This window comes from Pseudomonas imperatae, from assembly GCF_057128625.1.
Map to the genome: position 1 here is coordinate 1 of NZ_JBSKHP010000028.1, position 22,478 is coordinate 22,478.

Annotated in this window: 19 protein-coding genes and 1 pseudogene; 13 read left to right on the forward strand and 7 right to left on the reverse strand. The window is 67.4% G+C overall.

Annotation, left to right across the window (positions count from 1 at the left end; translation table 11 throughout):
* On the forward strand, positions 1-182 hold a 182-nt coding region (locus tag ACWKWX_RS26730), incomplete at its 5' end, for a hypothetical protein (protein ID WP_483829354.1).
* A 105-nt stretch (positions 183-287) separates the two neighbouring features.
* Complete coding sequence (locus ACWKWX_RS26735; protein WP_483829355.1) at positions 288-1,082, forward strand: SDR family NAD(P)-dependent oxidoreductase; 795 nt, start codon at positions 288-290, stop codon at positions 1,080-1,082.
* A gap of 18 nt (positions 1,083-1,100) precedes the next feature.
* Here ACWKWX_RS26735 and ACWKWX_RS26740 read toward each other — a convergent pair.
* The 5 genes and pseudogenes from ACWKWX_RS26740 to ACWKWX_RS26760 all read right to left on the reverse strand — a co-directional run.
* Positions 1,101-1,793: pseudogene (locus ACWKWX_RS26740) on the reverse strand (ABC transporter ATP-binding protein); the annotation flags it as partial.
* Between the two features lie 86 nt (positions 1,794-1,879).
* Positions 1,880-2,938, reverse strand: coding sequence for a FecCD family ABC transporter permease (locus ACWKWX_RS26745; RefSeq protein WP_483829356.1), 1,059 nt, complete (start codon positions 2,936-2,938; stop codon positions 1,880-1,882).
* Positions 2,938-4,041 carry an ABC transporter substrate-binding protein gene (locus ACWKWX_RS26750; protein ID WP_416424978.1) on the reverse strand — a complete coding sequence of 368 codons (1,104 nt, stop codon included), beginning with the start codon at positions 4,039-4,041 and terminating at the stop codon, positions 2,938-2,940. The genes ACWKWX_RS26745 and ACWKWX_RS26750 overlap by 1 nt, the downstream gene beginning before the upstream one ends.
* A 140-nt stretch (positions 4,042-4,181) precedes the next feature.
* A complete protein-coding gene (locus ACWKWX_RS26755; RefSeq protein WP_483829357.1) occupies positions 4,182-4,862 on the reverse strand; it encodes a Fe2+-dependent dioxygenase in 681 nt (226 codons plus the stop codon).
* A gap of 9 nt (positions 4,863-4,871) precedes the next feature.
* On the reverse strand, positions 4,872-7,244 hold the full coding sequence (locus ACWKWX_RS26760) for a TonB-dependent receptor (protein ID WP_483829358.1): 2,373 nt from the start codon (positions 7,242-7,244) through the stop codon (positions 4,872-4,874).
* A gap of 228 nt (positions 7,245-7,472) precedes the next feature.
* Between ACWKWX_RS26760 and ACWKWX_RS26765 the strand changes: the two genes are divergently transcribed.
* The 3 genes from ACWKWX_RS26765 to ACWKWX_RS26775 all read left to right on the forward strand — a co-directional run bounded on the left by ACWKWX_RS26765 (position 7,473) and on the right by ACWKWX_RS26775 (position 10,607).
* Positions 7,473-8,183, forward strand: coding sequence for a response regulator (locus ACWKWX_RS26765; protein ID WP_416424975.1), 711 nt, complete (start codon positions 7,473-7,475; stop codon positions 8,181-8,183).
* Positions 8,180-9,559 (forward strand): sensor histidine kinase, encoded by a 1,380-nt coding sequence (locus ACWKWX_RS26770; RefSeq protein WP_483829359.1) that lies wholly within the window; start codon positions 8,180-8,182, stop codon positions 9,557-9,559. Before ACWKWX_RS26765 ends, ACWKWX_RS26770 begins: the two co-directional genes overlap by 4 nt.
* 292 nt (positions 9,560-9,851) lie before the next feature.
* Positions 9,852-10,607: a FadR/GntR family transcriptional regulator gene (locus ACWKWX_RS26775; protein WP_416424973.1), complete on the forward strand. Its 756-nt coding sequence runs from the start codon at positions 9,852-9,854 to the stop codon at positions 10,605-10,607.
* A 3-nt stretch (positions 10,608-10,610) separates the two neighbouring features.
* Here the strand turns inward: ACWKWX_RS26775 and ACWKWX_RS26780 are convergent, their stop codons facing one another.
* Both ACWKWX_RS26780 and ACWKWX_RS26785 read right to left on the reverse strand, forming a co-directional pair.
* Positions 10,611-11,447, reverse strand: a complete 837-nt coding sequence (locus tag ACWKWX_RS26780) for an NAD-dependent epimerase/dehydratase family protein (protein ID WP_483829360.1) — start codon at positions 11,445-11,447, stop codon at positions 10,611-10,613.
* A 38-nt stretch (positions 11,448-11,485) separates the two neighbouring features.
* Positions 11,486-12,211, reverse strand: a complete 726-nt coding sequence (locus ACWKWX_RS26785) for an oligogalacturonate-specific porin KdgM family protein (protein WP_416424971.1) — start codon at positions 12,209-12,211, stop codon at positions 11,486-11,488.
* Between the two features lie 360 nt (positions 12,212-12,571).
* On the opposite strand from ACWKWX_RS26785, the gene ACWKWX_RS26790 reads away from it, so the two are divergent.
* From ACWKWX_RS26790 to ACWKWX_RS26825, 8 genes are all read left to right on the forward strand, one after another.
* Positions 12,572-13,726, forward strand: a complete 1,155-nt coding sequence (locus tag ACWKWX_RS26790; protein ID WP_483829361.1) for a mandelate racemase family protein — start codon at positions 12,572-12,574, stop codon at positions 13,724-13,726.
* Positions 13,727-13,796: 70 nt separating this feature from the next.
* On the forward strand, positions 13,797-15,407 hold the full coding sequence (locus ACWKWX_RS26795) for an ABC transporter substrate-binding protein (protein WP_483829362.1): 1,611 nt from the start codon (positions 13,797-13,799) through the stop codon (positions 15,405-15,407).
* Between the two features lie 67 nt (positions 15,408-15,474).
* Positions 15,475-16,503, forward strand: a complete 1,029-nt coding sequence (locus ACWKWX_RS26800; protein ID WP_416427410.1) for an ABC transporter permease — start codon at positions 15,475-15,477, stop codon at positions 16,501-16,503.
* Between the two features lie 36 nt (positions 16,504-16,539).
* A complete protein-coding gene (locus ACWKWX_RS26805; protein WP_483829363.1) occupies positions 16,540-18,144 on the forward strand; it encodes an ABC transporter substrate-binding protein in 1,605 nt (534 codons plus the stop codon).
* A gap of 51 nt (positions 18,145-18,195) precedes the next feature.
* Positions 18,196-19,107 (forward strand): ABC transporter permease, encoded by a 912-nt coding sequence (locus ACWKWX_RS26810; protein WP_473002856.1) that lies wholly within the window; start codon positions 18,196-18,198, stop codon positions 19,105-19,107.
* A gap of 10 nt (positions 19,108-19,117) precedes the next feature.
* Positions 19,118-19,957, forward strand: a complete 840-nt coding sequence (locus tag ACWKWX_RS26815; RefSeq protein ID WP_416424966.1) for an ABC transporter ATP-binding protein — start codon at positions 19,118-19,120, stop codon at positions 19,955-19,957.
* 10 nt (positions 19,958-19,967) lie between these two features.
* Entirely contained in the window at positions 19,968-20,729 is a 762-nt protein-coding gene (locus tag ACWKWX_RS26820) for an ABC transporter ATP-binding protein (protein WP_473002854.1), read from the forward strand.
* 35 nt (positions 20,730-20,764) lie between these two features.
* Positions 20,765-22,465 carry a glycosyl hydrolase family 28 protein gene (locus ACWKWX_RS26825; protein ID WP_483829364.1) on the forward strand — a complete coding sequence of 567 codons (1,701 nt, stop codon included), beginning with the start codon at positions 20,765-20,767 and terminating at the stop codon, positions 22,463-22,465.
* The last annotated feature ends 13 nt before the right edge of the window (positions 22,466-22,478 follow it).

The following is a 22,478-nucleotide window of genomic DNA, read 5'->3' on the forward strand; positions in this document are numbered from 1 at the left end:
AGAAGCGCCTCCGGTTCCGTCTTCCCCGGCTACGCCAGGGACCGCTTGATCAACGCCTCCAGTCGGCCCGGGCGCTTAACGGGGCCAAGATCAAAAGCCAGATCAAGATCAAGATCAAAAGCCAAAGCCAAAGCCAAAGCCAAAGCCAAAGCCAAAGCCAGATCAAGATCACAAACAGTTAGCGCCGATTGAATGCCTTGTCCTAAAAAGGTGGATATACGACATTCGCGCCATTGCCACCCATCGTACTCTCCCCCCACACCCACCCACAATCCCGGAGAGCCACCATGACCACCCCAACCCCCAAAGGCACCGCCCTGATCACCGGCGCATCCACCGGCATCGGCGCCGTGTACGCCGACCGCCTGGCCAGGCGCGGTTACGACCTGATCCTGGTCGCCCGCAACCAACAACGCCTGGCCGCCCTGGCGGAAAAACTGCAGGCCGAGACCGGCCGCACCGTCACTCCGCTGGCGGCCGACCTCAATGACCTGGCCGACCTGGCCAAGGTCGAAGCCGTGCTGCGCGACGACGCCAATATCACCCTGCTGGTGAACAACGCCGGCGTCGGCTCGGTGGCGTCGATCCTCAAGGGTGATGCAGACGCCATGCAGGCCATGATCGGCCTCAACATCACCGCGCTCACGCGCCTGACCTACGCGGTGGCGCCGGCCTTTGTCGCTCGCGGCGCAGGCACGATCGTCAATATCTCCTCGGTGGTCGGCATTGCCGTGGAGATGCTCAACGGTGTCTACAGCGCCTCCAAGTCCTACGTGCTCAGTTTCGGCCACGCGCTGCAACGGGATCTGGGCGACAAGGGCGTGCGCATCCAGACCGTGCTGCCCGGCGCTACGGCCACCGAGTTCTGGGACGTGGCCGGCTACGCGGCGCAGAAGGCCGGGGCCAACACCATGACGGCTGCGCACCTGGTGGATGCCGCGCTGGTGGGGCTGGACCGGGGCGAGCCGGTGACCATCCCCGGCCTGCATGAGGAGCACGAGTGGCAGGCGTGGGAGCAGGGCCGCCGCGCGCTGTCGAGCAAGTTCAGCCATGCCTTGCCGGCGGCGCGCTACGGTGTGTGAGGGATAACCAGGCTGCCCCTACAGCGCGTGGTCTACCACCACCTGCAATGACTGCCGCGAACAACGCTCCACCCGCGCCTGCACGTTGTACACGTCCTGGAACAGCGTGGGGTTGAGCACCTGGTGCGGAGTGCCGCAGCCATAGAGCCGGCCCTGGTCGAGCACGGCCAGTTGGTCGGCGAAGCGCGCCGCCAGGTTGATGTCGTGCAGCACCACCACGCCGATCAACTGGTGCGTCACTACCTGCGCGCGCACGCACTCCATCACCTTGAGCTGGTAATTGAGGTCGAGGGCGCTGGTGGGTTCGTCCAGCAGCATCACCTGGGGCGTGCGCGCCACCACCTGGGCCAGGCTCACCAGCTGCCGCTGGCCACCGGACAAACTGTCCAGGGCCACGTCGCCCAGGTGGGCGATGCCCAGTTGCTGCAGGGCGGCCAGGGCCTGTTGCAGGGCGGGGTCGCCGCGCAGGCTGGGGTCCTTGGCGCGCACCGCGGCCAGCACGCATTCCAGCACGCTCAAGGCCAGGTTCGGCGGCAGCGTCTGCGGCATGTAGGTCACCCGCTGGCCGCGCTCGGACGGCGCCAGGCGGGCCAGGTCGTGGCCGTCCAGCAGCAGCGCGCCGCTGCACGGTTCAAGGCCGGCCATGGCCCGCAGCAGGGTCGACTTGCCGGCGCCGTTGGGGCCGATCAGCGCCGTCAGGGTGCCGCGCCGCAGCAGCGGCAGGCTCAGTTCATGCACCACCTGCCGGCGCCCGTAGCGCACTGACAGTTGGTTGACCGCAAGGCCGGGCAGGCGATTCATGAGCGCGCTCCACGTTTGAACACCAACAACACGAACACCGGCACGCCCACCAGGGCGGTGACGATGCCCACCGGCACCACCACCCCCGGCAGAATCAGCTTGCTGGCGATGGACGACAGCGACAGCAGCAGGCCGCCCACCAGCACGCTCGCCGGTAGCAGGAAGCGCTGGTCTTCACCCACCAGCAGGCGGGCGATGTGCGGGCCCACCAGGCCGATGAAGCCGATGGTGCCGACGAAGGCCACGGCCACGGCGCTGAGCAGGCTGATGCGCAGCAGCGCCAGGAAGCGCAGGCGCCTGACGTTGACGCCGAAGCTCATGGCGCGGTCCTGGCCCATGCGCAGCAGGGTAAGGCGCGGCGCCGCGGCGAAGCTGAACGGCATCACCACGGCCAGCACCGCCGCCAGGATCGACAGCTTGTTCCAGTTGGCCCGGGTGACGCTGCCCAGGGTCCAGAACAGCAGCTGTTGCAGCACGTCCTCGGTGGCCAGCAGTTGCAGCAGCGACACCAGCGCGTTGCAGCTGAACACCAGGGCGATGCCGAACAGCACCAGGCTCTGCACCCCGGCGCCACGTAGCCGCGACATGAACTGCAGCAGGAACACCGAGGCGCAGGCGAACACGAACGCGGCCAGGGAAATGGCGCTGTCGTTGCTCAGCCACGCCGTGGCCAGCGGGAACACAATCACCAGCGAGGCGCCCAGCGCCGCCGCCGAGGACACCCCCAGGGTGAAGGGGCTGGCCAGCGGGTTGTCGAGGATGGCCTGCATCTCGGCGCCGGCCAGCGACAGCGCGGCGCCCACCAGCACCGCCATCAGGGCGTAGGGCAGGCGCACGTTCCACAGGATCACCTGCTGCATGGCGTCCAGGCTCTGCGGCTGGACGATGCCGCGCAGCAGGGTCGCCAGGCCCATGCCCGACGGGCCGCTGGCCAGGTCGACCAGCAGCGCCACCAGCAACAGCAGGGCCAGGCCGCCGATCAATTGGCAGCGCCGTGCCAGGCGCCGCCGGTAGGCCAGGCTGACGCTGGCCAGGTCAGGCAGTGGCACGGCCATCAGCGGGCGTCCACCCAGTACTGCCCTTGCATCGGAATGCTGAGGAATTGCTGGTTGATCTGCGCCTGGGTCGCGGCCGGGTCGAGGTCCTTGAAGGCCTGGGGGTTGACCCACTTGGCCAGGGCTTCGATGGCCAGCAGGTTGTACGGCGAGTTGTAGAAGTCATGCCACAGGCCATGGGCATTGCCGGCCTGGATGGCGCGCAGGGGCTTGAACTCGGGGCGCTCGAGCACCTTGTGCAGTGACGCTTCGGCCTGCTGCGGGGTGACGCCGGCCCCCAGGATCAGCCCCGGCTGGTGGTTGCCGCTGGCCACGTACACGTCCGGGTCGGCCTGCAGGGCGTATTCCACGCTGACGTCGCCCAGGGCGCCGGGCACCACGTCGGCGGCGATGTTGCGCCCGCCGACCAGCTGGATGATCTCACCCAGGCCGCTCTTGCCGGTGGTGTGGCCAGGGGCCTGCCAGACGCCGGCCAGCAGCTCCAGGAACACTTTCGGGCGCTGGGCCAGGGCCGGGTCGCCGACCACGTCGGTGATGTGCTTGATGTGTTGCTGGTAGAAGTCCAGGTAGGCCTGGGCTTGCGGCTCGCGGCCCAGGGCCTGGCCCAGGGCGGTCAGGCTGGTCTCGGTGCCTTGTACCGGGTTGATGCGGAAGTCGACGAACAGCACCGCGACGCCGGCCTTGGCCAGCACGTCGGCCACCGGGCTGTGCTCGGTGGGGCCGTGGCCGGAAATGCTGAAGATGGCCAGGTCGGGTTTCAGCGCCAGGATCTGCTCGGCGCTGACGCTTTGTTCGGAAGCCTGGCCGATCAGGGGGATGTCCTTGATCTGCGGGAATTTCGCCGCATAGACGTCATAGGTGTGGGCGTCCAGCAGGCGCATGTCGTTCTGCCAGCCGACCACGCGGGCGAACGGCGCGTCCTTGTCCAGCAGGGCCAGGGCGCCAATCAGGCGGCCTTCGCCCAGCACCACGCGGTTGACGTGGTCGGGCACCTGCACGTGGCGGCCGAGCACGTCGGTGACCTCGTGGGCCTGGGCAGCCTGGCCGGCCAGGGCCAGCAGCAGGGGGAGGGCGCAGCGCAACAGCGCTTTGGGGGTGAACATGGAATATCTCCTCAGTGAAGGGGGCACTTGTAGCCGCTGCCGCCAGGCTGCGCTGGCCGGTGTGAACCCTGAAAATCTCCAGTGGGGCACAGGGCCAGCGCAGCCTGGCGGCAGCGGCTACGCAGGTGGGGGGTAACCTTCTACACATCGCTCCAGCGGCGCAGCAGGTTGTGGTACACGCCGGTCAGTTGCAGCAGCGATTCGGCGTCGGCCTGCTGCTGGTCGAGGCGCTGGATGGCCACGTCCATGTCCAGCAGCAGGCTGCGCTGGCTGTCCTCGCGCACCAGGCTTTCCACCCAGAAGAACGCCGCCAGGCGTTCGCCACGGGTGACCGGTTCGATACGGTGCACGCTGGTGCCGGGGTACAGCACCAGGCTGCCGGCAGCCAGCTTCACCCGGCGTTCGCCGAAGGTATCGCGGACCACCAACTCGCCGCCGTCGTAGCTGTCAGGGTCGCTGAGGAACAGCGTCGCCGAGAGGTCGGTGCGCACCCGTTCGCGCACGCCCTTGAGGCCACGAATGGCGTTGTCGATATGGAAGCCGAACGATTCCCCCTCACCGTAGCGGTTGAACAACGGCGGGTAGATCTTCTTCGGCAGGGCGGCCGACATGAACAGCGCGTTGTCGCCCAGCCGCGCCAGAATCTGCCCCCCCAGGTGGATGGCCTGGGGGTTGTCCTCGGCCAGCTGGCGGTTGTGCTTGGCCCGCGCCGAACCCACGCCGGCGGTGGCCTTGCCGTCGCCCCAGGGTTGGGGCAGCAGTTGCTGGCGCAGCTGCTGCAGTTCATCGGCGCTAAACAGCGAAGGGATCTCGATCAGCATGGCCAGGCCTCAGAAGCTGTAGTCGACGCTGGCGGTGAGGGTGCGCCCGGCACCCGGCACGCCATACAGCTGGAAGCCGTCCAGCGAGGCACCGATCTGGCTGTAGTAGAAGGTGTTGAAGATGTTGTTGAGGTTGACGTGCACGGTGGTCTGGGCGTTGACCTTGTACTGCGCGGCCAGGTTCTGCAGCCAGTAGCCGGGGGCCTTTTCGTTGTCCTTCACGTACACCGCGTACACGCCCGAGGCGCCGCTGGCGTAGCTGCTGTTGTTGCTCTGGCCACCCACGTACTTGTTGTCGGTGTAGCGGCGGCGGCCCACGTAGTTGGCGCCGTAGCTCAGGCTCAGGTCATCGGTGACGTCGTAGGTGGTCCACAGGTTGAAGGTCAGGTCGGGGACGTTCTTGGCCTCGCTGCCCTTGTTGGCGCCCTTGGTCTGCACGCTCTTCATGGCCGAGAAGCCGGTGAAGGCGGTCCAGCGGTCGGTGATGTTGCCCGACAGCCCCAGCTCCACGCCGTCCACGCGCTTGGCGGGCAGGGCACGCACGGGCGAGGTCTCGCCCTCGGCGTATTCCCAGGAGTTGTCCAGCTCGGTGCGGAACAGCGCGGCGGTGAGGTTCAGGCGGTCGTGGACCAGGTCCCACTTGGTGCCCACCTCGTAGGTCTTGGCGCGGGCCGGGGTGTAGTTGCTGGTGGTGGCGGCGCCGTAGATCTGGTTGTTGGTGGACGCGCCCACCGCCGAGGGTTGCGCCGCCGAGCTGTAGGAGGCGTAGATGCTGCCGTTGGGCAGCGGTTTGTAGACGATGCCGGCGCGGCCGCTGAGGGCGCCGTCGCTGCTGCTGATGGTGGCCACGTCGCGCTGGGTGGTCTGCGCTTTCCAGTAGTCATAGCGCAGCGAGCCCAGCACTTGCCACTGCTCGTTGAGGTTGATGGTGTCGCCGAAATAGACCGCCGAGTCGTCCACCACCGAGCGCGGGTCGCCGGAGCCTTCCACGGTCCAGGTGCTGGGGAAGTCGTGGGACGGGTCGGCCATGTCGAAGACCATGTTGCCGGTCGGCACTTCGGCGTCGCGGGCCAGGCCGCCGTAGGTCTCGTGGTAGAACTCCAGGCCGCTGGCAATCGAGTGCTGCAGCGCGCCGGTGTTGAAGCTGAAGCTGTAGTCGGTCTGGTTGTCGAGGATGGTGTAGCGCTTGGACTGCCCGTAGTTGTTGCCGCGCAGGATGCCGTAGGCGGTGTTGCTGTTGTTGACGTAGTCGGTGTAGGCATTGACGGTGCTGTTGGGCACCTGGCTCACGGCGCCCACGCCGGTGTAGCCCAGGTTGGCGCAGCGGGTGCCGCTGCAGGTCTTGTTGCCGCTGGCGTCGCTGGCAAAGAAGCGCGCCGGCGACAGCACCGAGAAGCTGTCGGTGCGTTCCCAGCGCAGCTGGTTGCGCAGGTGCGAGTCGTTGTCGAAGTCGTGCTCCACGCGCGCGGTCAGCGACATCGTCTTGGTCTGCTGGGTGTACAGGTCAGAGCCGTACCAGTTGCTGCGCTTGACCCCTGGCATGGTGTCGCCGTTGGTGCCGCGCTGGATCGGCAGGCCGGTGTCGGGGGTGTTGTCGTCCTTCTGGTAGAACAGGTCGAGGAAGTAGCGGGTGTCGGTGCCAAGGCCGGTGGCGAACGAGGTGGCCAGGCCGTAGCGGTCGTAGTCGACGTTGTCGCGCTCGCTGACCTGGTTGTAGTGGCGCATCAGGTTGACGCGCACCGCGCTGGTGTCGTTGAGCTGGTAGTTGAAGTCGCCGGTGACGCGCTTGTAGGCGTCGGTGCCGATGCCGGCCGAGACCTTGTTGGCGTTGCCCAGATGGGCTTCCTTGCTCAGCAGGTTGACGCTGCCGCCCACCGCCGACACGCCCGATTCCACCGAGCCGGTGCCTTTGTAGACCTCGGCCTGGGCCAGGTTGAAGGTGTCGGTGCGGGTGGACATGCCGGCGTCGCGCACGCCGTCCACGGTCAGGCTCTGCTCCGAGCTGAAGCCGCGGATGGAGAACAGGTCGCCCCAGCCCAGGTTGCCCTCGCCGGACATGAAGGTGATGCCCGGCACGTTGCGCAGCACTTCCTGCAGGCTCTGGGCGTTCTGCTCGGTGATCACCTGCTGCGGCACCACGGTGACGCTCTGCGGGGCGTCCAGCAGCGGCGCGCCGATCTTGGCCGACGACGCACGGTCGGTCTTGTAGAGGCTGGGGCGGTCGCTGTCGACGTTGATGTCGGGCAGGCTGATGGTGCCGCTGGCCTGGGCCGTGTCGGCCCAGCCAGGGACGGGTACCACGCCCAGGGTGGCGATGCCCAGCAGCGGTGCCAGGGTGCGTTGCAGGGTGAGGCCTGCGGCCGGTGAAGGGGACGACTTCATTTGTACTACCTTGTGTTAAATTGGAATCGATCTTATTTAGATTGGTAGTCTAATGAGCGCTCCCGGCCTGCAAGGCGGGGCTTTGTATCGAAAACGCAGCGTTATTGCGTTCCAACACATTCCATTACATTTGCGCCCGCCAGGGCGGCGAATTTTGACTATTGGTAGCCGCCTGTCCTCGGCCTGTACGGGGCGGGCTTTCATACGCCGAGATAAAAAGCACCTTTGATGAGCAAGCAAGACCACCTGCTGGTCGTCGACGACGACCCCGAAATCCGCCAGTTGCTGGGCGATTACCTGCGCGACGCCGGCTACCAGGTCACCACTGCCGCCGACGGCCGCGAGATGCGCCGGCGCCTGGAGCTGAACGTCATCGACCTGATCGTGCTGGACGTGATGCTGCCCGGCGAGGACGGCCTGAGCCTGTGCCGCGAGCTGCGCGTGACGTCCAACACCCCGGTGATCATGCTCACCGCCCGCGGCACCCTGGTCGACCGCATCGTCGGCCTGGAAATAGGCGCCGACGACTACCTGCCCAAGCCGTTCGACCCGCGCGAGCTGCTGGTGCGCATCAAGGTAGTGCTGCGCCGGGTGCAGAGCTTCCCTGACCGGGCGCGGGTGGACGACGTGGCGCTGATCCGCTTCGGCGCCTGGCAGCTGGACACCCGCGCGCGCCACGTGCTGTCGCCGGCGGGGGTGGTGATCAACCTGGGCAACTCCGATTTCCGCGTGCTGCGCCTGCTGCTGCAGCACCCCAACCGGCCGCTGAGCCGCGAGTTTTTGCTCAACCATGTGTTCGACAAGGCCAGCACGCCGTTCGACCGCGCCATTGACGTGTGCGTCAGCCGCCTGCGCCAGCAGCTGGACCCCGGCCTGATCAAGACGGTGCGCAACGAGGGCTACATGCTCACCGTCGACGTCGACGCACAGCCGTCATGAGGCTGTGGCCACGCACGCTGTTCGGGCGGCTGGTGATCATCCTGGTGGCCGGCATGCTGGCGGCGCAGCTGCTCACCAGCAGCATCTGGTTCGACGTGCGCCACAGCCAGGTGCTGGAGATTCCCACGCGGCTGATCGCCGCGCGGGTCGCCGACATCGTCCGCCAGGCCCACCGTGACCCGGCGCAGGTGGAGGCACTGGTGGCCATGCTCGACTCGCCGCGCTTCCACCTCAGCCTCAGCGACAGCGCCAGCACCCGGCAGGAGCGCCTGGCCGAGAGCGACGAGCCCACCCAACGCCTGCTGGAGAAGGTGGTGTCGCAGCGCACCGGCTACGTGGAAACCCTGCACCTGCTGCGCCTGGACATGGTCGATGGCGAGAACAAACGCGTGGGCTGGACCCAGCTGATGGCCGGGCACCCGGCGGCGGGGCGCTACCTGATTGACGTGCGCCTGCCCGACAACCGCTGGCTGCAGGTGCAGGCCCTGGAAGACCAGGGCTGGAGCAGCCGCACGCCCCAGGACATCGTGCTGGACTACATCCTACGCATTTACCTGCTGCGTATCGTGGTGCTGGTGCTGATCGCCATGGTGGCGGTGCGCCTGGCGATCCGCCCCCTGACCCAGCTCACCGAAGCGGCCCAGCGCCTGGGCCGCGATATTCATCGGGCGCCGCTGCTGTTGACCGGCCCGGTGGAGGTGCGCCGCGCGGCCGAGGCGTTCAACGCCATGCAGCAGCGGCTGATCGCCAACCTGGCCGAGCGCACGCGCTTCTTGGCGGCCATATCCCACGACCTGCGTTCGCCCATCACGCGCCTGCGCCTGCGCGCCGAAAAGGTCGCCGAGCCCGAGCTGCAGGCGCAGCTGCGCCGTGACCTCGACGACATGGAACAGATGGTGGCCAGCACCCTGGAGTTCGTCGCCGGCGGCCAGGTCAGCGAGGAGCGGCAGCCGCTGGACATCAACTCGCTGCTGCTGAGCCTGCAGGCCGACTTCGACGACCTGGGCGAGCACATCGAGGTGCAGGGCCGCGCCCAGCAGCCGATCCCGGCGTTCGCCCGCAGCCTCAAGCGCTGCGTGCACAACCTGCTGGAGAACGCCGTGCGCTATGGCGGCCAGGTGCAGGTGCTGGTGGAAGACAGCGACGAACAGCTGAGCATCACCATCCGCGACCATGGCCCGGGCATTCCCGAGCATTTGTTGCAGCAGGTGCTGGAACCCTTCTACCGCGTGGAAGGCTCGCGCAACGCCAGCTCCGGCGGCTACGGCCTGGGCCTGAGCATCGCCAACACCGTGGCCGGCGCCCACGGCGGCAGCCTGGTGCTGGCCAACGCCGCCGGCGGTGGGTTGCGGGCGGTGCTGCGGCTGCCCCGATGACGCGGCCTGCGCAACGCCTGTAGCAGCTGCCGCCAGGCGGCGTCCGAACGATGATGCGGTGTTGCCGGTGACGCGGCCTGCGGCCGCTGCTACGGGGCGGCGTGGGCAACGCCTGTAGCAGCTGCCGCCAGGCGGCGTCCGAACGATGACGCGGTGTTGCCGGTGACGCGGCCTGCGGCCGCTGCTACGGGGCGGTGTCTGGGCGATGACGCGGTGGCGCGGTGGGATCGTTGTCGTACAACCAAATGAGCTATGATGCGCGTTCATTCGCCTACCGGGATGTTTGCCGCCGATGGATTATCAAGATGCCCCCACCAGTGTTCGCGCCCGGCACCGCAGCCTGGCCGAGGACCTGGTCGCCGAGCTGTCGCGGCGCATCCACAGCGGCGAGATCAAGCCGGCGGCCAAGCTGCCCACCGAATCCCAGGTGATGGCCGAGCACGGGGTCAGCCGCACGGTGGTGCGCGAGGCCATCTCGCGGCTGCAGGCCGCAGGCCTGGTGGAAACCCGCCATGGCATCGGCACCTTCGTCCTCGACCTGCCCAGTCCCACCGGCTTTATCATCGACCCGGCGAGCGTGGTCACCCTGCAGGACGTGCTGGCGGTGCTGGAACTGCGCATCAGCCTGGAAGTGGAGGCCGCCGGCCTGGCCTGCGCGCGGCGCACCGAGGCACAGCTGCAACTGATGCGCGAATCCCTCGACGCCCTCAACTCGCGGGTCATCAGCGTCGAGTACGCAGTGGCGGCAGACTTCCAGTTCCACCAGCAGATCGCCCTGGCCACCGGCAACGCCTACTTCACCGACATCATGCTGCACCTGGGCGTGAGCATTCTGCCGCGGGCGCGCCGGCACTCCACGCGGGTGGTCAACGACAAGACCGAGCCCTACCTGGAGCGCCTGAGCCGCGAGCACGAAGACATCTACCAGGCCATCGCCCGTCGTGACGGCGACGCCGCCCGGGCGGCGATGCGCCTGCACCTGTCCAATAGCCGCGAGCGCATGCGCCGCGCCTACGAGGCCGCCGACGCCGAGGCGTCGAACGCCTGAGCCTCAGCGCCCGGCGCCGTCCTCGAAGGGCCCGGCGGCCGTGAACGGCCCGCCCTGGAACTGGCTGCCGGCCTCGGCCACGGCGGGCAGCGGCTGGCTCTCGATTTTCCCGCGAAACTTCTCCGAACTGTCCTGCGGCGCATAGCCCAAGTGGGCCGCATGGCGGTTGCTCCACCACAGGTCGCGGTTGGCGGAAACGCCGTACACCACGGTATGGCCTACGTCCCTGGTCAGCAGCGCACGCGCCACCAGTTGCTCAAGGTCCGGGTAGCTCAGCCAGGTGGACAACATTCGCCGGTTGCGCGGTTCGGGGAAGGATGAGCCGATGCGCAGGCTCACGGTCTGGATGCCATAGCGGTGGAAGTAGAAGGTGGCCAGGTCCTCGCCATAGGCCTTGGACAAGCCGTAGTAGCCGTCCGGGCGCCGCGGCGAATGGGCATCCAGCGCCTCACCCTGGGGGTAGAACCCGGTGACGTGGTTGGAGCTGGCGAACACGATGCGCTTGATGCCGTGCTGCCGCGCTGCTTCGTACACATGGAAGGTGCCGCGGATGTTGGCCTCCAGGATCTCCTCGAACGGCCGCTCCACCGACACCCCGCCCAGGTGCACGATGGCGTCCACCCCCTGGCACAGCGCGGCGACCCCGGCCTTGTCGGCCAGGTTGCCCGGTCGCACTTCATCGTGGGCGCCCCGGCTGGGCGCCATGGGGCTGATGTCGGTGGCGCGCACGACGTCGGCGTGGGCCTGCAGGGCCTCGCGCAGTATCTGCCCCAGGCCGCCGGCGGCGCCGGTCAGCAGGATGCGTTGGAAAGGTTTGGGTGTGGCGGCTTGCGTGGTCATGGTCAGTTCGTCCATTGAGCTGTGGGAGGGAAGGGGGCTTACATGAAGTTGTAAACGACCCCCAGGCGCCAGCGCACCTGGCGATCGTCGGACGTGGTATCGACCTTGATGTCGCCGATCTCCATGAACGGCACCCATTGCCTGGTCAGTGCGTACTTGATGATCAGGTTCTGTTCGTAGTCGTCTTTCTTGTTGGCGTAGCGGATGTAGTCGGTCTTGAAGTAGATGAACTGGTACTCGTAGGCCCACTTGCTGGCCGGCGTGTAGCCCAGCCAGCCCTCGAAGCGGTTGACGTGCTGGTCGTTCTTGGCGTTGTCGGCCATGTCCTCGTCAATCGCGTCGCGGTTGAGCTTCTTGGTGTCCAGGCGGTAGCGGGTGGCCACGTAGTAGCGGTCGTTGATCCGGTACTTGTACTTGAGGCCGAACTTGTAGGTGGTGGCGTCGCTGGAGCTGTCCATCTGGAAGGCCGGGGTCAGGGTGGCCTGGGGGTTGAGCGTGTAGTTGTAGCTCACGGTGAACTCTTCGCCGTTGTTGACCATGTTGTCGTAGGCCACGTCCCGGCGGTCACCCGCGGTGCGGTACTTCATCTCCGCTTCGAAACCCAGGCCGCTGGCAAGCCGGTAGTTGAGCTTGATGCGGTCGGCATGGGCGCGGTCGCTGTCGGTGTACTGGTGGCGGTAGTCGATGCTGGCGGTATCGGCGCTGGCGGCGAAGGGCAAGCCCAGGGCCGCAAGCGTGGCAAGCGTGCGTAGGGTGGTGTTCATACGGTCTTCTTTTTTGTTTTTGTTGGGGGCGTTGACTAGCACTACTCACAGCAAGGTGTTGCGTTTGGATCTCATTTGTGGCTTGGAAATACGTTATCGTACGACAAGATGACTCGTCTACGAATAAACCACGAATTTTCACTATTTTTTTTCTGATACACATCTGCAATGGGGCTTACAGGCGCACCTTCCAGCGGCTAAGTTATTGCGAATGCTGGACTAAATCGGCGAATGCGCAAGTTTTTGTCGAGATGGCTGGGTTTTTTCAGGGGCTTTTCAAGTGTTGTACGATGACATATGCTCGCCGCCAACAGACGCAAGCTTTCCCACAAATCCAATAAAAAAAGGCTGAAGACGCCCATGAGAATCACCGCAGTCAACGTCCAGGTTTTTGCCTACCCCACCCGCCGCGCCGTCGACAGCGCCGGCCACGCCCACCCCGGTGACGTCACCCAGGCGCAGATGGCCCTGCTGCGCATCCGCACCGAAGGCGGCGACGAGGGCTATGCCTTCGGCGCCCCGGAACTGATCCGCCCCTACGTGCTGGATGGTTTCGTGCGCAAGGTGCTGATCGGCCAGAACGCCTTCGACCGCGAGAAGATCTGGCACGACCTGGCGCACTGGCAGCGGGGCAGCGCCAGCCAGCTCACCGACCGCGCCCTGGCCCTGGTGGAGCAGGCGCTGTGGGACTGGGCAGGGCGCAAGCTGGGGGTGCCGGTGCACAAGCTGATCGGCGGTTTCCGCGACAAGGTGCCGGCCTACGGTTCGACCATGTGCGGCGACGAACTGCCCGGCGGCCTGGCCACCCCGGAAGACTACGGGCGCTTTGCCGAGACCCTGGTGCAGCGCGGCTACAAGGCCATCAAGCTGCACACCTGGATGCCGCCGGTGTCCTTCGCCCCCAGCCCGCGCATCGACGTCAAGGCCTGCGCAGCCGTGCGCGAAGCGGTGGGCCCGGACATCGCGCTGATGCTCGATGGCTACCACTGGTACAACCGCACCGATGCCCTGTACATCGGCCGTGAACTGCAGAAGCTCGACTTCGCCTGGTTCGAGGAACCGATGATGGAGGAGTCGGCCGAGTCCTACGCCTGGCTGGCGGGGCAACTGGACATTCCGGTGCTGGGCCCTGAGACCCTGGCCGGCAAGCACCTGAGCCGCGCCAGTTGGGTCAAGCACGGCGTGTGCGACATCCTGCGCGCCGGGGTGGCCGGGGTCGGGGGCATTGCGCCATGCCTGAAGGTGGCGCACCTGGCGGAGTCGTTCGGCATGGACTGCGAGATCCACGGCAACGGCGCGGCGAACCTGGCGGTGGTCGGCGCCATCAAGAACTGCACCTGGTACGAGCGCGGCCTGCTGCACCCGTACCTGGACTACGACGAGGTGCCGGCCTACCTCAAGCGCCTGGTCGACCCCATGGACAGCGACGGCTTCGTGCACCTGTCGGCTTTGCCGGGGCTGGGCGAGGACATCGACTTCGACTTCATCGAGACGCACACGCTCAACCACTATTGAGTTGCACGCGGGCGCCCGGCGCAAGCCGGTTGCCCCAGGGCCCTATAACTATAAAAAAGGCACTCTCGTCATGACTATTCTTGCTTCGCTGTGGCCACGGCTGCTGGCGGCCGCACTGGCGCTTACCACGCTGCCGGCAGCCCACGGCGCAACGCCCGCCGACCAGTTGATCGTCGGCATGAGCATGGCCAACCTGCTGTCCCTGGACCCGGCCGGGGCCACGGGCCTGGACGTGGCCGAGGTCAACGCCAACCTCTACGACATGCTGCTGGTGCAGGACGCCGCCCAGCCCGATCGGCTGCTGCCCGCCCTGGCGCAGCAATGGCAGGTCAGCGCCGACCGCACCACCCTGACCTTTACCCTGCGCCCGGGCGTGCGCTTCCAGTCCGGCAACCCGCTCACGGCGCAGGACGTGGCTTGGTCGCTGCAACGGGTGCTCACGCTCAACCTGGCGCTGGCGTCCACCTGGAAGGCCTACGGCTTCACCGCCGACAACGCCGGGCGCTACCTGCGCGCACCCGATGCCAGCACTTTCGTGCTGGAGTTGCCGCGGCCCAGCGACCCGCTGCTGGTGCTCAACACCCTGGCCACCTCGCCCAGCGCGTTTATCCTCGACCGCCAGCAGGTGCTGCAACACCAGCAGGGCAACGACCTGGGCGCCGCCTGGCTGAAAACCCACGCAGCCGGCAGCGGCGCCTTCGTGCTCAATGACTGGCGCGCCAACGACGTGATCCTGATGAGCCGCTTCGACGGCTACTGGGGGGGCCCCGCCAGGCTCAAGCGCGTGGTGATGCGCAACATGAGCGAGTCCCAGACCCTGCGCCTGATGATCGAGCGCGGCGACCTGGACATTGCCAAGGGCATGTCCGCGCCCGACATCGCCGCCCTGCGGGGCAACCCCCAGGTGCGCACCGACAGCGTGCCGCGCGCCACCCTGTATTACGTGGCCCTGAGCCTGAAGCAACCGATGTTCGCCGACGTGCGCGTGCGCCAGGCGGTGCGCCTGCTGATCGATTACCAGGGCATCGACCGCACGGTCATGCCGTACTACGGCGTGCTCAACCAGCGGCCGTTGCCCCTGGGCATGCCAGCGCGCCTACCCGACCCCGGCTACCGCCTGGACGTGGCGCAGGCCAAGGCGTTGCTGGCCCAGGCCGGCTACCCCCATGGCTTCAAGACCACCGTGCGGGTGCTGGCCGAGCCGCCCTTCATCAACATCGCCTCCAGCCTGCAGGCCACCCTGGCCCTGGCCGGCATCCAGGCCAGCATCCTCACGGGCACCGGCAACCAGGTCTACGGCGCCATGCGCGAGCGCACCTTCGACATCATCGTCGGCCGTGGCGGTGGCGGCGCCGAGCGGCACCCGCACTCCAGCCTGCGCACCCTGGTGTACAACCCGGACAACCGTGACCAGGCACGGCTGAGCAACTTCCAGGGCTGGCGCACCAGCTTCTACAGCGCCGCGCTGAACCAGCAGATCGAGCGCGCCGAGGTCGAGCCCGACCCCGCGCGACAGACCGCCGACTACCAGCGCATCCAGGCGCAACTCGATGAGCAGGTGGGCGCCATCCTGCCGGTGTCGCAGATGACCGACACCGTGCTGGTGCACGCCGACGTCGCCGGCTACCAGGGCCACACGGCCGCCACCACCCGCTACAAGGATGTCTACAAGCTGCGCTGAGCGGCACGGATGGAACTGGCGCGCCGGCTGCCCCGGTGCGGATTATCAGGAGCTCACAATGTTTGTCATGACTGCCTCTGCCCTGGGCGCTCGCGCGTCCTCCACCGCCCGGCGCGCCAGCACCGTGCTGGTGACCCTGCTGGGCCTTTTGCTGCTGACCTTCTTCATTGGCCGGGTGATGCCGCTGGACCCGGTGCTGGCGGTGGTCGGGCCTGACGCCGACCGCTCCACCTACGCCCAGGTGTACCAGGCCATGGGCCTGGACAAGCCGCTGTGGATGCAGTTCGGCCTGTACCTCAACGACCTGCTGCACGGCAATTTCGGCAACGCCCTGCTCACCGGCCACCCGGTGCTGGACGACATCCGCCGGGTGTTTCCGGCCACCCTGGAACTGGCCACCCTGGCCATCCTGTTCGGCGTGGTGATCGGCCTGCCGCTGGGCGTGTGCGCCGCCAGCAACCAGGGCCGCGCGGGCGACCACCTGGCCCGGGTCATCGGCCTGTTCGGCCACTCCACGCCGATTTTCTGGCTGGGCATGATGGGCCTGCTGGTGTTCTACGCCTGGCTGGGTTGGGCCGGCGGCGCCGGGCGCATCGGCCTGGCCTACGACGGCCTGGTGCCCGAGGTCACCGGCCTGCTGTTGATCGACACCAGCCTGGCCGGGGACTGGGAGGCGTTCGCCAGTGCCCTCAGCCACATCGTGCTGCCGGCGCTGATCCTGGGCCTCAACTCGGTGGCCTATATCAGCCGCATGACCCGCAGCTTCATGCTCGAACAGCTGTCCCAGGAATACATCGTCACTGCCCGGGTCAAGGGTTTGTCGCGCCGCCAGGTGGTGTGGGGCCATGCCTTTCGCAACATCCTCGTGCAGCTGCTGACGGTGGTGGCCCTGGCCTACGGCGCGCTGCTGGAAGGCGCGGTGCTGATCGAGACGGTGTTCGCCTGGCCTGGCTTCGGCCAGTACCTCACCAGCAGCCTGATGCTGGGCGACATGAACGCGGTGATGGGCTGCGTGCTGGTGATCGGCCTGATTTTCGTGGTGCTGAACCTGATCAGCGACGCGCTGTACAAGGTGTTCGACCCACGCACCCGCTGAGCCGGGCTGGCCCTTATAAAAACAAGGATGCTTGAGATGAAGACTGCCTGTTTGAACCGCTGCCTGCTGGCCACCGTGCTGGCCCTGGCGCCCGTGGCCGCGGCTACCGCCAAGACGCCGGTGGACCAGTTGATCGTAGGCATGAGCCTGGTCAGCCTGTTTTCCCTGGACCCCGCCAACGCCCCCGGCCTGGACGCCTCGGGCATCAACGCCAACCTCTACGACACACTGATCAAGCGCGACCGCGGCAACCCGGAGCAGCACCTGCCGCAATTGGCCGAGCGCTGGGAGGTCAGCGAGGACGGCAAGCAGGTGACCTTCCACCTGCGCCCAGGGGTGAAGTTCCATTCGGGCAACCCGCTCACCGCGCACGATGTGGCCTGGTCGCTGTACCGGGTGATGAAACTCAACTACGGCCTGGCCACCACCTGGAAAGCCTACGGCTACAGCGTCGACAACATCCAGGCGCTGATTCGCGCCAGCGATGACCTGACCCTGGTGGTGGAGCTGCCGCGGGCCATGGACCCGCTGCTGGTGATCGACTCCCTGGCCACCTCGCCCAGCGCCGTGGTGGTGGACCGCCAGGCGGCCCTGGCCCATGAGAAGAACGGCGACCTGGGCGCCAGCTGGCTGGTGACCAACGAGGCGGGCAGCGGGCCGTTCGTGCTGGGCAAATGGAACGCCAACGACGTGCTGCTGATGACCCGCTTCGACGGCTACTGGGGCGGCGCCCCGCGGCTCAAGCGCGTGGTGGTGCGCAATATGACCGAGTCCCAGTCCCTGCGGCTGATGCTGGAGCGCAGCGACCTCGACCTGGCGTTCGGTATGGCCGCGCCGGATATCCGCGCCCTTGACGCCGAGCACCGCCTGCAGGTGCAGTCGCTGGCGCGCGGCACGATGTATTACGTGGCCATGAGCATGAAACAGCCCGAGTTCGCCAAGCCCCAGGTGCGCGAGGCGGTGCGCGACCTGATCGACTACCAGGGCCTGGACCAGCGCGTGATGCCGTACTACGGCACCCTCAACCAGCAGCCCATGCAACTGGGCCTGGCCGCACGCCTGCCGGACCCGGGCTACCACCTGGACGTGGCCAAGGCAAAAAAACTGCTGGCTGAGGCCGGCTACCCCAACGGCTTCAGCACCACCATCCGCACCTTGTCCGAGCCGCCCTACATCGACATCGCCGCACGCCTGCAGGCCACCCTGTCCGAAGGCGGGATCAAGGCCAGCATCGTCACTGGCACCGGCAACCAGGTGTACGGCGCCATGCGCGCACGCACCTTCGACATCATTGTCGCCCGTGGTGCCGAGCGTTACCCGCACCCGTATTTCAGCCTGCGCACCTTCGCCTACAACCCCGACAACAGCGACAACGCTGGCCTGGCGAACTTCCAGGGCTGGCGCGCCTCGTTCTACAGCCCGGCGCTCAACCAGCTGATCGACCAGGCCGGCCGCGAGCGCGACGGCGCCAAGCGCCTGGGCCTGTACCACCAGGCGCAGGCGCTGTACGACCAGCAGGTGGGGCCGATCCTGATGATCTCGCAGATGACCGACACCGTGGTCAGCGCCGCCGACGTCAAGGGCTTCGCCGGCGACGACGCCGAGGCCACGCGCTACCTGGGCGTGTACAAGCAACGCTGACGGCTGCCCGGTGCGCCGGGCGATCCTCATTCCCTGAACGAGAACCTGTTCATGAGCAATCTGTCCTCGACCGATGTCCCCGCCGCCCCGCGGCTGGGCACCCCAGGCTCCAGCTTCGACGCGGCCTGCAAGCGCGGCGTGAAACTGCTGCGCCAACTGCTGCGCGACCCCATGACCCTGGCCGGCCTGCTGGTGGCGCTGGTGCTGGTGCTGGTGGCCGCCTTCGCGCCCTGGCTGGCCAGCCACGATCCCGCCGCCCAGGACCTGGCCGCCGCCCTACAGGCGCCAGGCGCCGGGCACTGGCTGGGCACCGACGAATACGGCCGCGATGTCTTCAGCCGGCTGGTCTACGGCGCACGCATCACCCTCTACATCATCACCCTGGTGACGGTGGTGGTCGGCCCCATCGGCCTGCTGGTCGGCACGGTGTCCGGCTATTTCGGCGGGGCAGTGGACACGGTGTTCATGCGCCTGACCGACATCTTCATCTCGTTCCCCAGCCTGGTGCTGGCCCTGGCCTTCATCGCGGCCCTGGGCCCCGGGCTGGAGCACGCGGTGGTGGCCATCGCGCTGACGTCGTGGCCGCCCATCGCGCGCCTGGCGCGGGCGGAGACCCTGGCGCTGCGCCAGGCCGATTTCGTCGTGGCGGTGCAGCTGCAGGGCGCCTCGGCGGCGCGCATCATTGCTCGCCACATCGTGCCCATGTGCCTGTCGTCGGTGATCATCCGCCTGACCATGAACATGGCCAGCATCATCCTGACCGCCGCCGCCCTGGGCTTCCTCGGCCTGGGCGCCCAGGCGCCGTCGCCGGAGTGGGGCGCGATGATCTCCACGGGCCGGCGCTACATGCTCGAGTGCTGGTGGCTGGTGGCCGTGCCGGGGGCCGCGATCATGCTCGTGAGCCTGGCGTTCAACCTGCTGGGCGACGGCCTGCGGGACATTCTTGACCCGCGCAGCGAGTAACGGAGGCGGTATGTCTGACATCAAGTTGAAGGTCGAAGGGCTGGACGTGCGCTTCGTCAACGGCCAGCGGCACACCCACGCGGTGCGCGACGTGTCGTTTACCCTGGGGCGCGAGAAACTGGCCATTGTCGGCGAGTCCGGCTCGGGCAAGTCCACCGTGGGCCGCAGCCTGCTCAAGCTGCACCCGGCCAGCGCGCACATCAGCGCCAGGGCCTTGCAGTTCGGCGAGGTGGACCTGCTGGCCGCCAGCGAAAAGACCATGCAGGGCATTCGTGGCCGGCGCATGTCCATGGTCATGCAAGACCCCAAGTACTCCCTGAACCCGGTGGTGAAGGTGGGCGAGCAGATTGCCGAGGCCTACCTGGCCCACCACAAGGCCAGCCGCCAGGAAGCCCGCGAGCGGGTGCTGGAGATGCTGGCCAAGGTGCACATTCGCGACCCCCAGCGGGTCTATCACCTGTACCCCCACGAGGTGTCCGGCGGCATGGGCCAGCGCATCATGATCGCGATGATGGTCATCACCCGCCCCGAGGTGATCATCGCCGACGAGCCGACCTCGGCCCTGGACGTGTCGGTGCGCCAGCAGGTGCTCAGCGTGCTGCAGGAGCTGGTGGAGCAGCAGGAGATGGGCCTGATCTTCGTCAGCCACGACCTGCACCTGGTGCGCAACTACTGCGACCGCGTGCTGGTGATGTACGCCGGGCGCGTGGTGGAGTCGCTGGCCGCCAGCGACCTGCACAATGCCCAACACCCCTATACCCGTGGCCTGCTGGCCGCCTTGCCGAGCCTGGACAACCGCCGCGAGCGGCTGCCGGTGCTGCAACGCGACCCGCTGTGGCTGACCAACTGAGGAGCCGTTCATGTCCATGATCCACGCACACGCCCTGAACCTGAGCTTCGGCACCGGCGCCGGCGCCAACCAGGTGCTGCACGACGTCAACCTCAGCGTCGCCGATGGCGAGGCCTTCGGCCTGGTGGGGGAGAGCGGCTCGGGCAAGACCACCGTGCTGCGCTGCCTGGCCGGGCAATACCGGCATTGGCTGGGGGCGCTGAGCATCGCCGGCGTGCCGTTGCAGCACACGCTGCCCAAGGCACACTTTCGCCACGTGCAGATGGTCTTCCAGGACCCTTATGGTTCCCTGCATCCGCGGCACACGGTGGACACTGCGCTGCGCGAGCCGCTGGTGATCCACAAGGTGGCCGACAAGGACGATCGCATCCACGAACTGCTGCTCAAGGTCGGCCTCAACGAGAGTTTCCGCTACCGCTACCCCCACCAGCTGTCCGGCGGCCAGCGCCAGCGCGTGGCCATCGCCCGCGCGCTGATCCTCGAACCGCGGGTGCTGCTGCTCGACGAACCGACCTCGGCGCTGGACGTGTCGGTGCAGGCGGAGATTCTCAACCTGTTGGCGGATTTGCGCCGGCGCGAGAAACTCACTTACCTGATGGTCACCCACGACCTGGGCGTGGTGACCCACCTGTGCGACCGCGTGGCGGTGATGCAGCAGGGCCGCATCGTCGAGCAGTTGGACTGCCAGGCGCTGGGCCAGGACCTGGCCAGCCATGCCTACACCCGCCTGCTGGTGCAGGCCAGCCGTGACTTCAGCCAGCTCGCCGGTTGATCGAACTTATTGCTACTGTGCCCAAGGAACCTCACATGCCCTGCAACCCGATACCCCGCTGCCTGCTGGCGACCCTGGCGCTGGCGTGCAGCCTGCCGGCGTGGGCGCTGGACGCCCCGGCCGACCTGCAAGTGCCGACCCTGGCCTACGACGACCACAGCGTCATCCTGGTGTGGCACAAGCCCGCCGGCCACGCCGCCATCCGCGACTACCGGGTGTATGCCAATGGCACGCTGCTGGGCAGCGTCAACGCCAACCATGACCAGGTGTCGCCGGCCAAGCCGCTCATGGACCGCTTCTACGCCCAGGACAGCGGCCAGTTCCACACCCGCATCGGCCTGCACAGCTACACCGCCCAGGGCCTGAAACCCGACACCGCCTACCGCTTCACGGTGCGCGCGGTGGACGCCGGCGGCCACGAGTCGGCGGACAGCCCGGTGCTGGAACAGCGCACCACGCCAGTGGCGCCGGTGTTCGACGTCAAGCGCTACGGCGCCACCGGCGACGGCACCCACCTGGACACCCAGGCCATCCAGCGCGCCATCGACGCCTGCACCCCCGGCTGCAAGGTGCTGCTGCCCCGGGGCACCTACAAGAGCGGCGCGCTCTACCTGAAAAGCAACATGACCCTGGAGATCGCCCAGGGCGCCACGCTGCTGGGCTCCGAGCGGGCCGAGGACTACCCGCTGGCCGGTTACCGCCAGTACCCGTACTCGACCACGCTGCGCCCGGCCTCGCTGCTCAACGCCTTGCCCCGCGACCCCGGCCAGCACCAGGACTTCGAGAACATCCGCATCGTCGGCCTGGGTACTGTCGACGGTAACGGCTGGAAGCAGCACCCCGAGGGCGTCTATGTGGCCAGCAACAACAGCCGCTATGCCCAGGACGGCATCCTCGCCAAGGCCCAGGTGGAGCAGGCGGTGGCGCGCGGCATGAACGTCAAGGACGCCTATGGGCAGATGCGCTCGTCGCTGATCACCCTGCGCAACGTCAGGAACGTCTTCTATGGCGGCTTCACCGCGGTGAACCCGGCGTACCACGGCATCATGAACCTGGAGACGGAAAACGTGGTGCTGGCCAACACCACCCAGCGCACCTACGACGCCAACAACGGCGACGGCATCGAGTTCGCCAACAGCCGCGGCGCCATGGTCTTCAACAACGTCTTCGACACCGGCGACGACTGCGTCAACTTCGCCGCCGGCACAGGCGCCGACGCGGTGCACCAGCCGCCGCAGCAGGGCGCCTGGATCTTCAACAACTACTTCCGCCATGGCCATGGCATGGTGGTGGTCGGCAGCCATACCGGCGCCTGGATCGAGGGCATCGTCGCCGAAGACAACATCGGCGACGGCACTGACGCCGGGCTGCGGATGAAGAGCACCACCTTCATGGGCGGCGGCGGGCGCGACGTGATCTTCCGTGACTCGGCCCTGCGCGACATGGCCAGGCAGGCGTTCATCATCACCCTGGACTACAACGACCCGAACGCCATCCTCGACTACCGGCGCTCGGCGGTGGCGGCGCAGTTTCGCGACGTGCGGGTGAGTGACGTCAGCGTCGAGGGCAACCATGGCGTTGGCATCGAGATCAAGGGCGACAGTGCTCATGGAATTTATCACCGGGACTTGAGCTTTGAGCGGGTGCGTTTCAGCGGGCCGGCGGCGGTGCAGGTCGACGGTGCGCAGGGCGTGCGCTTCGATCAGGTGAGCTTTGGGGCCCCTGCACACCAGTGACGCGGCCTGCGGC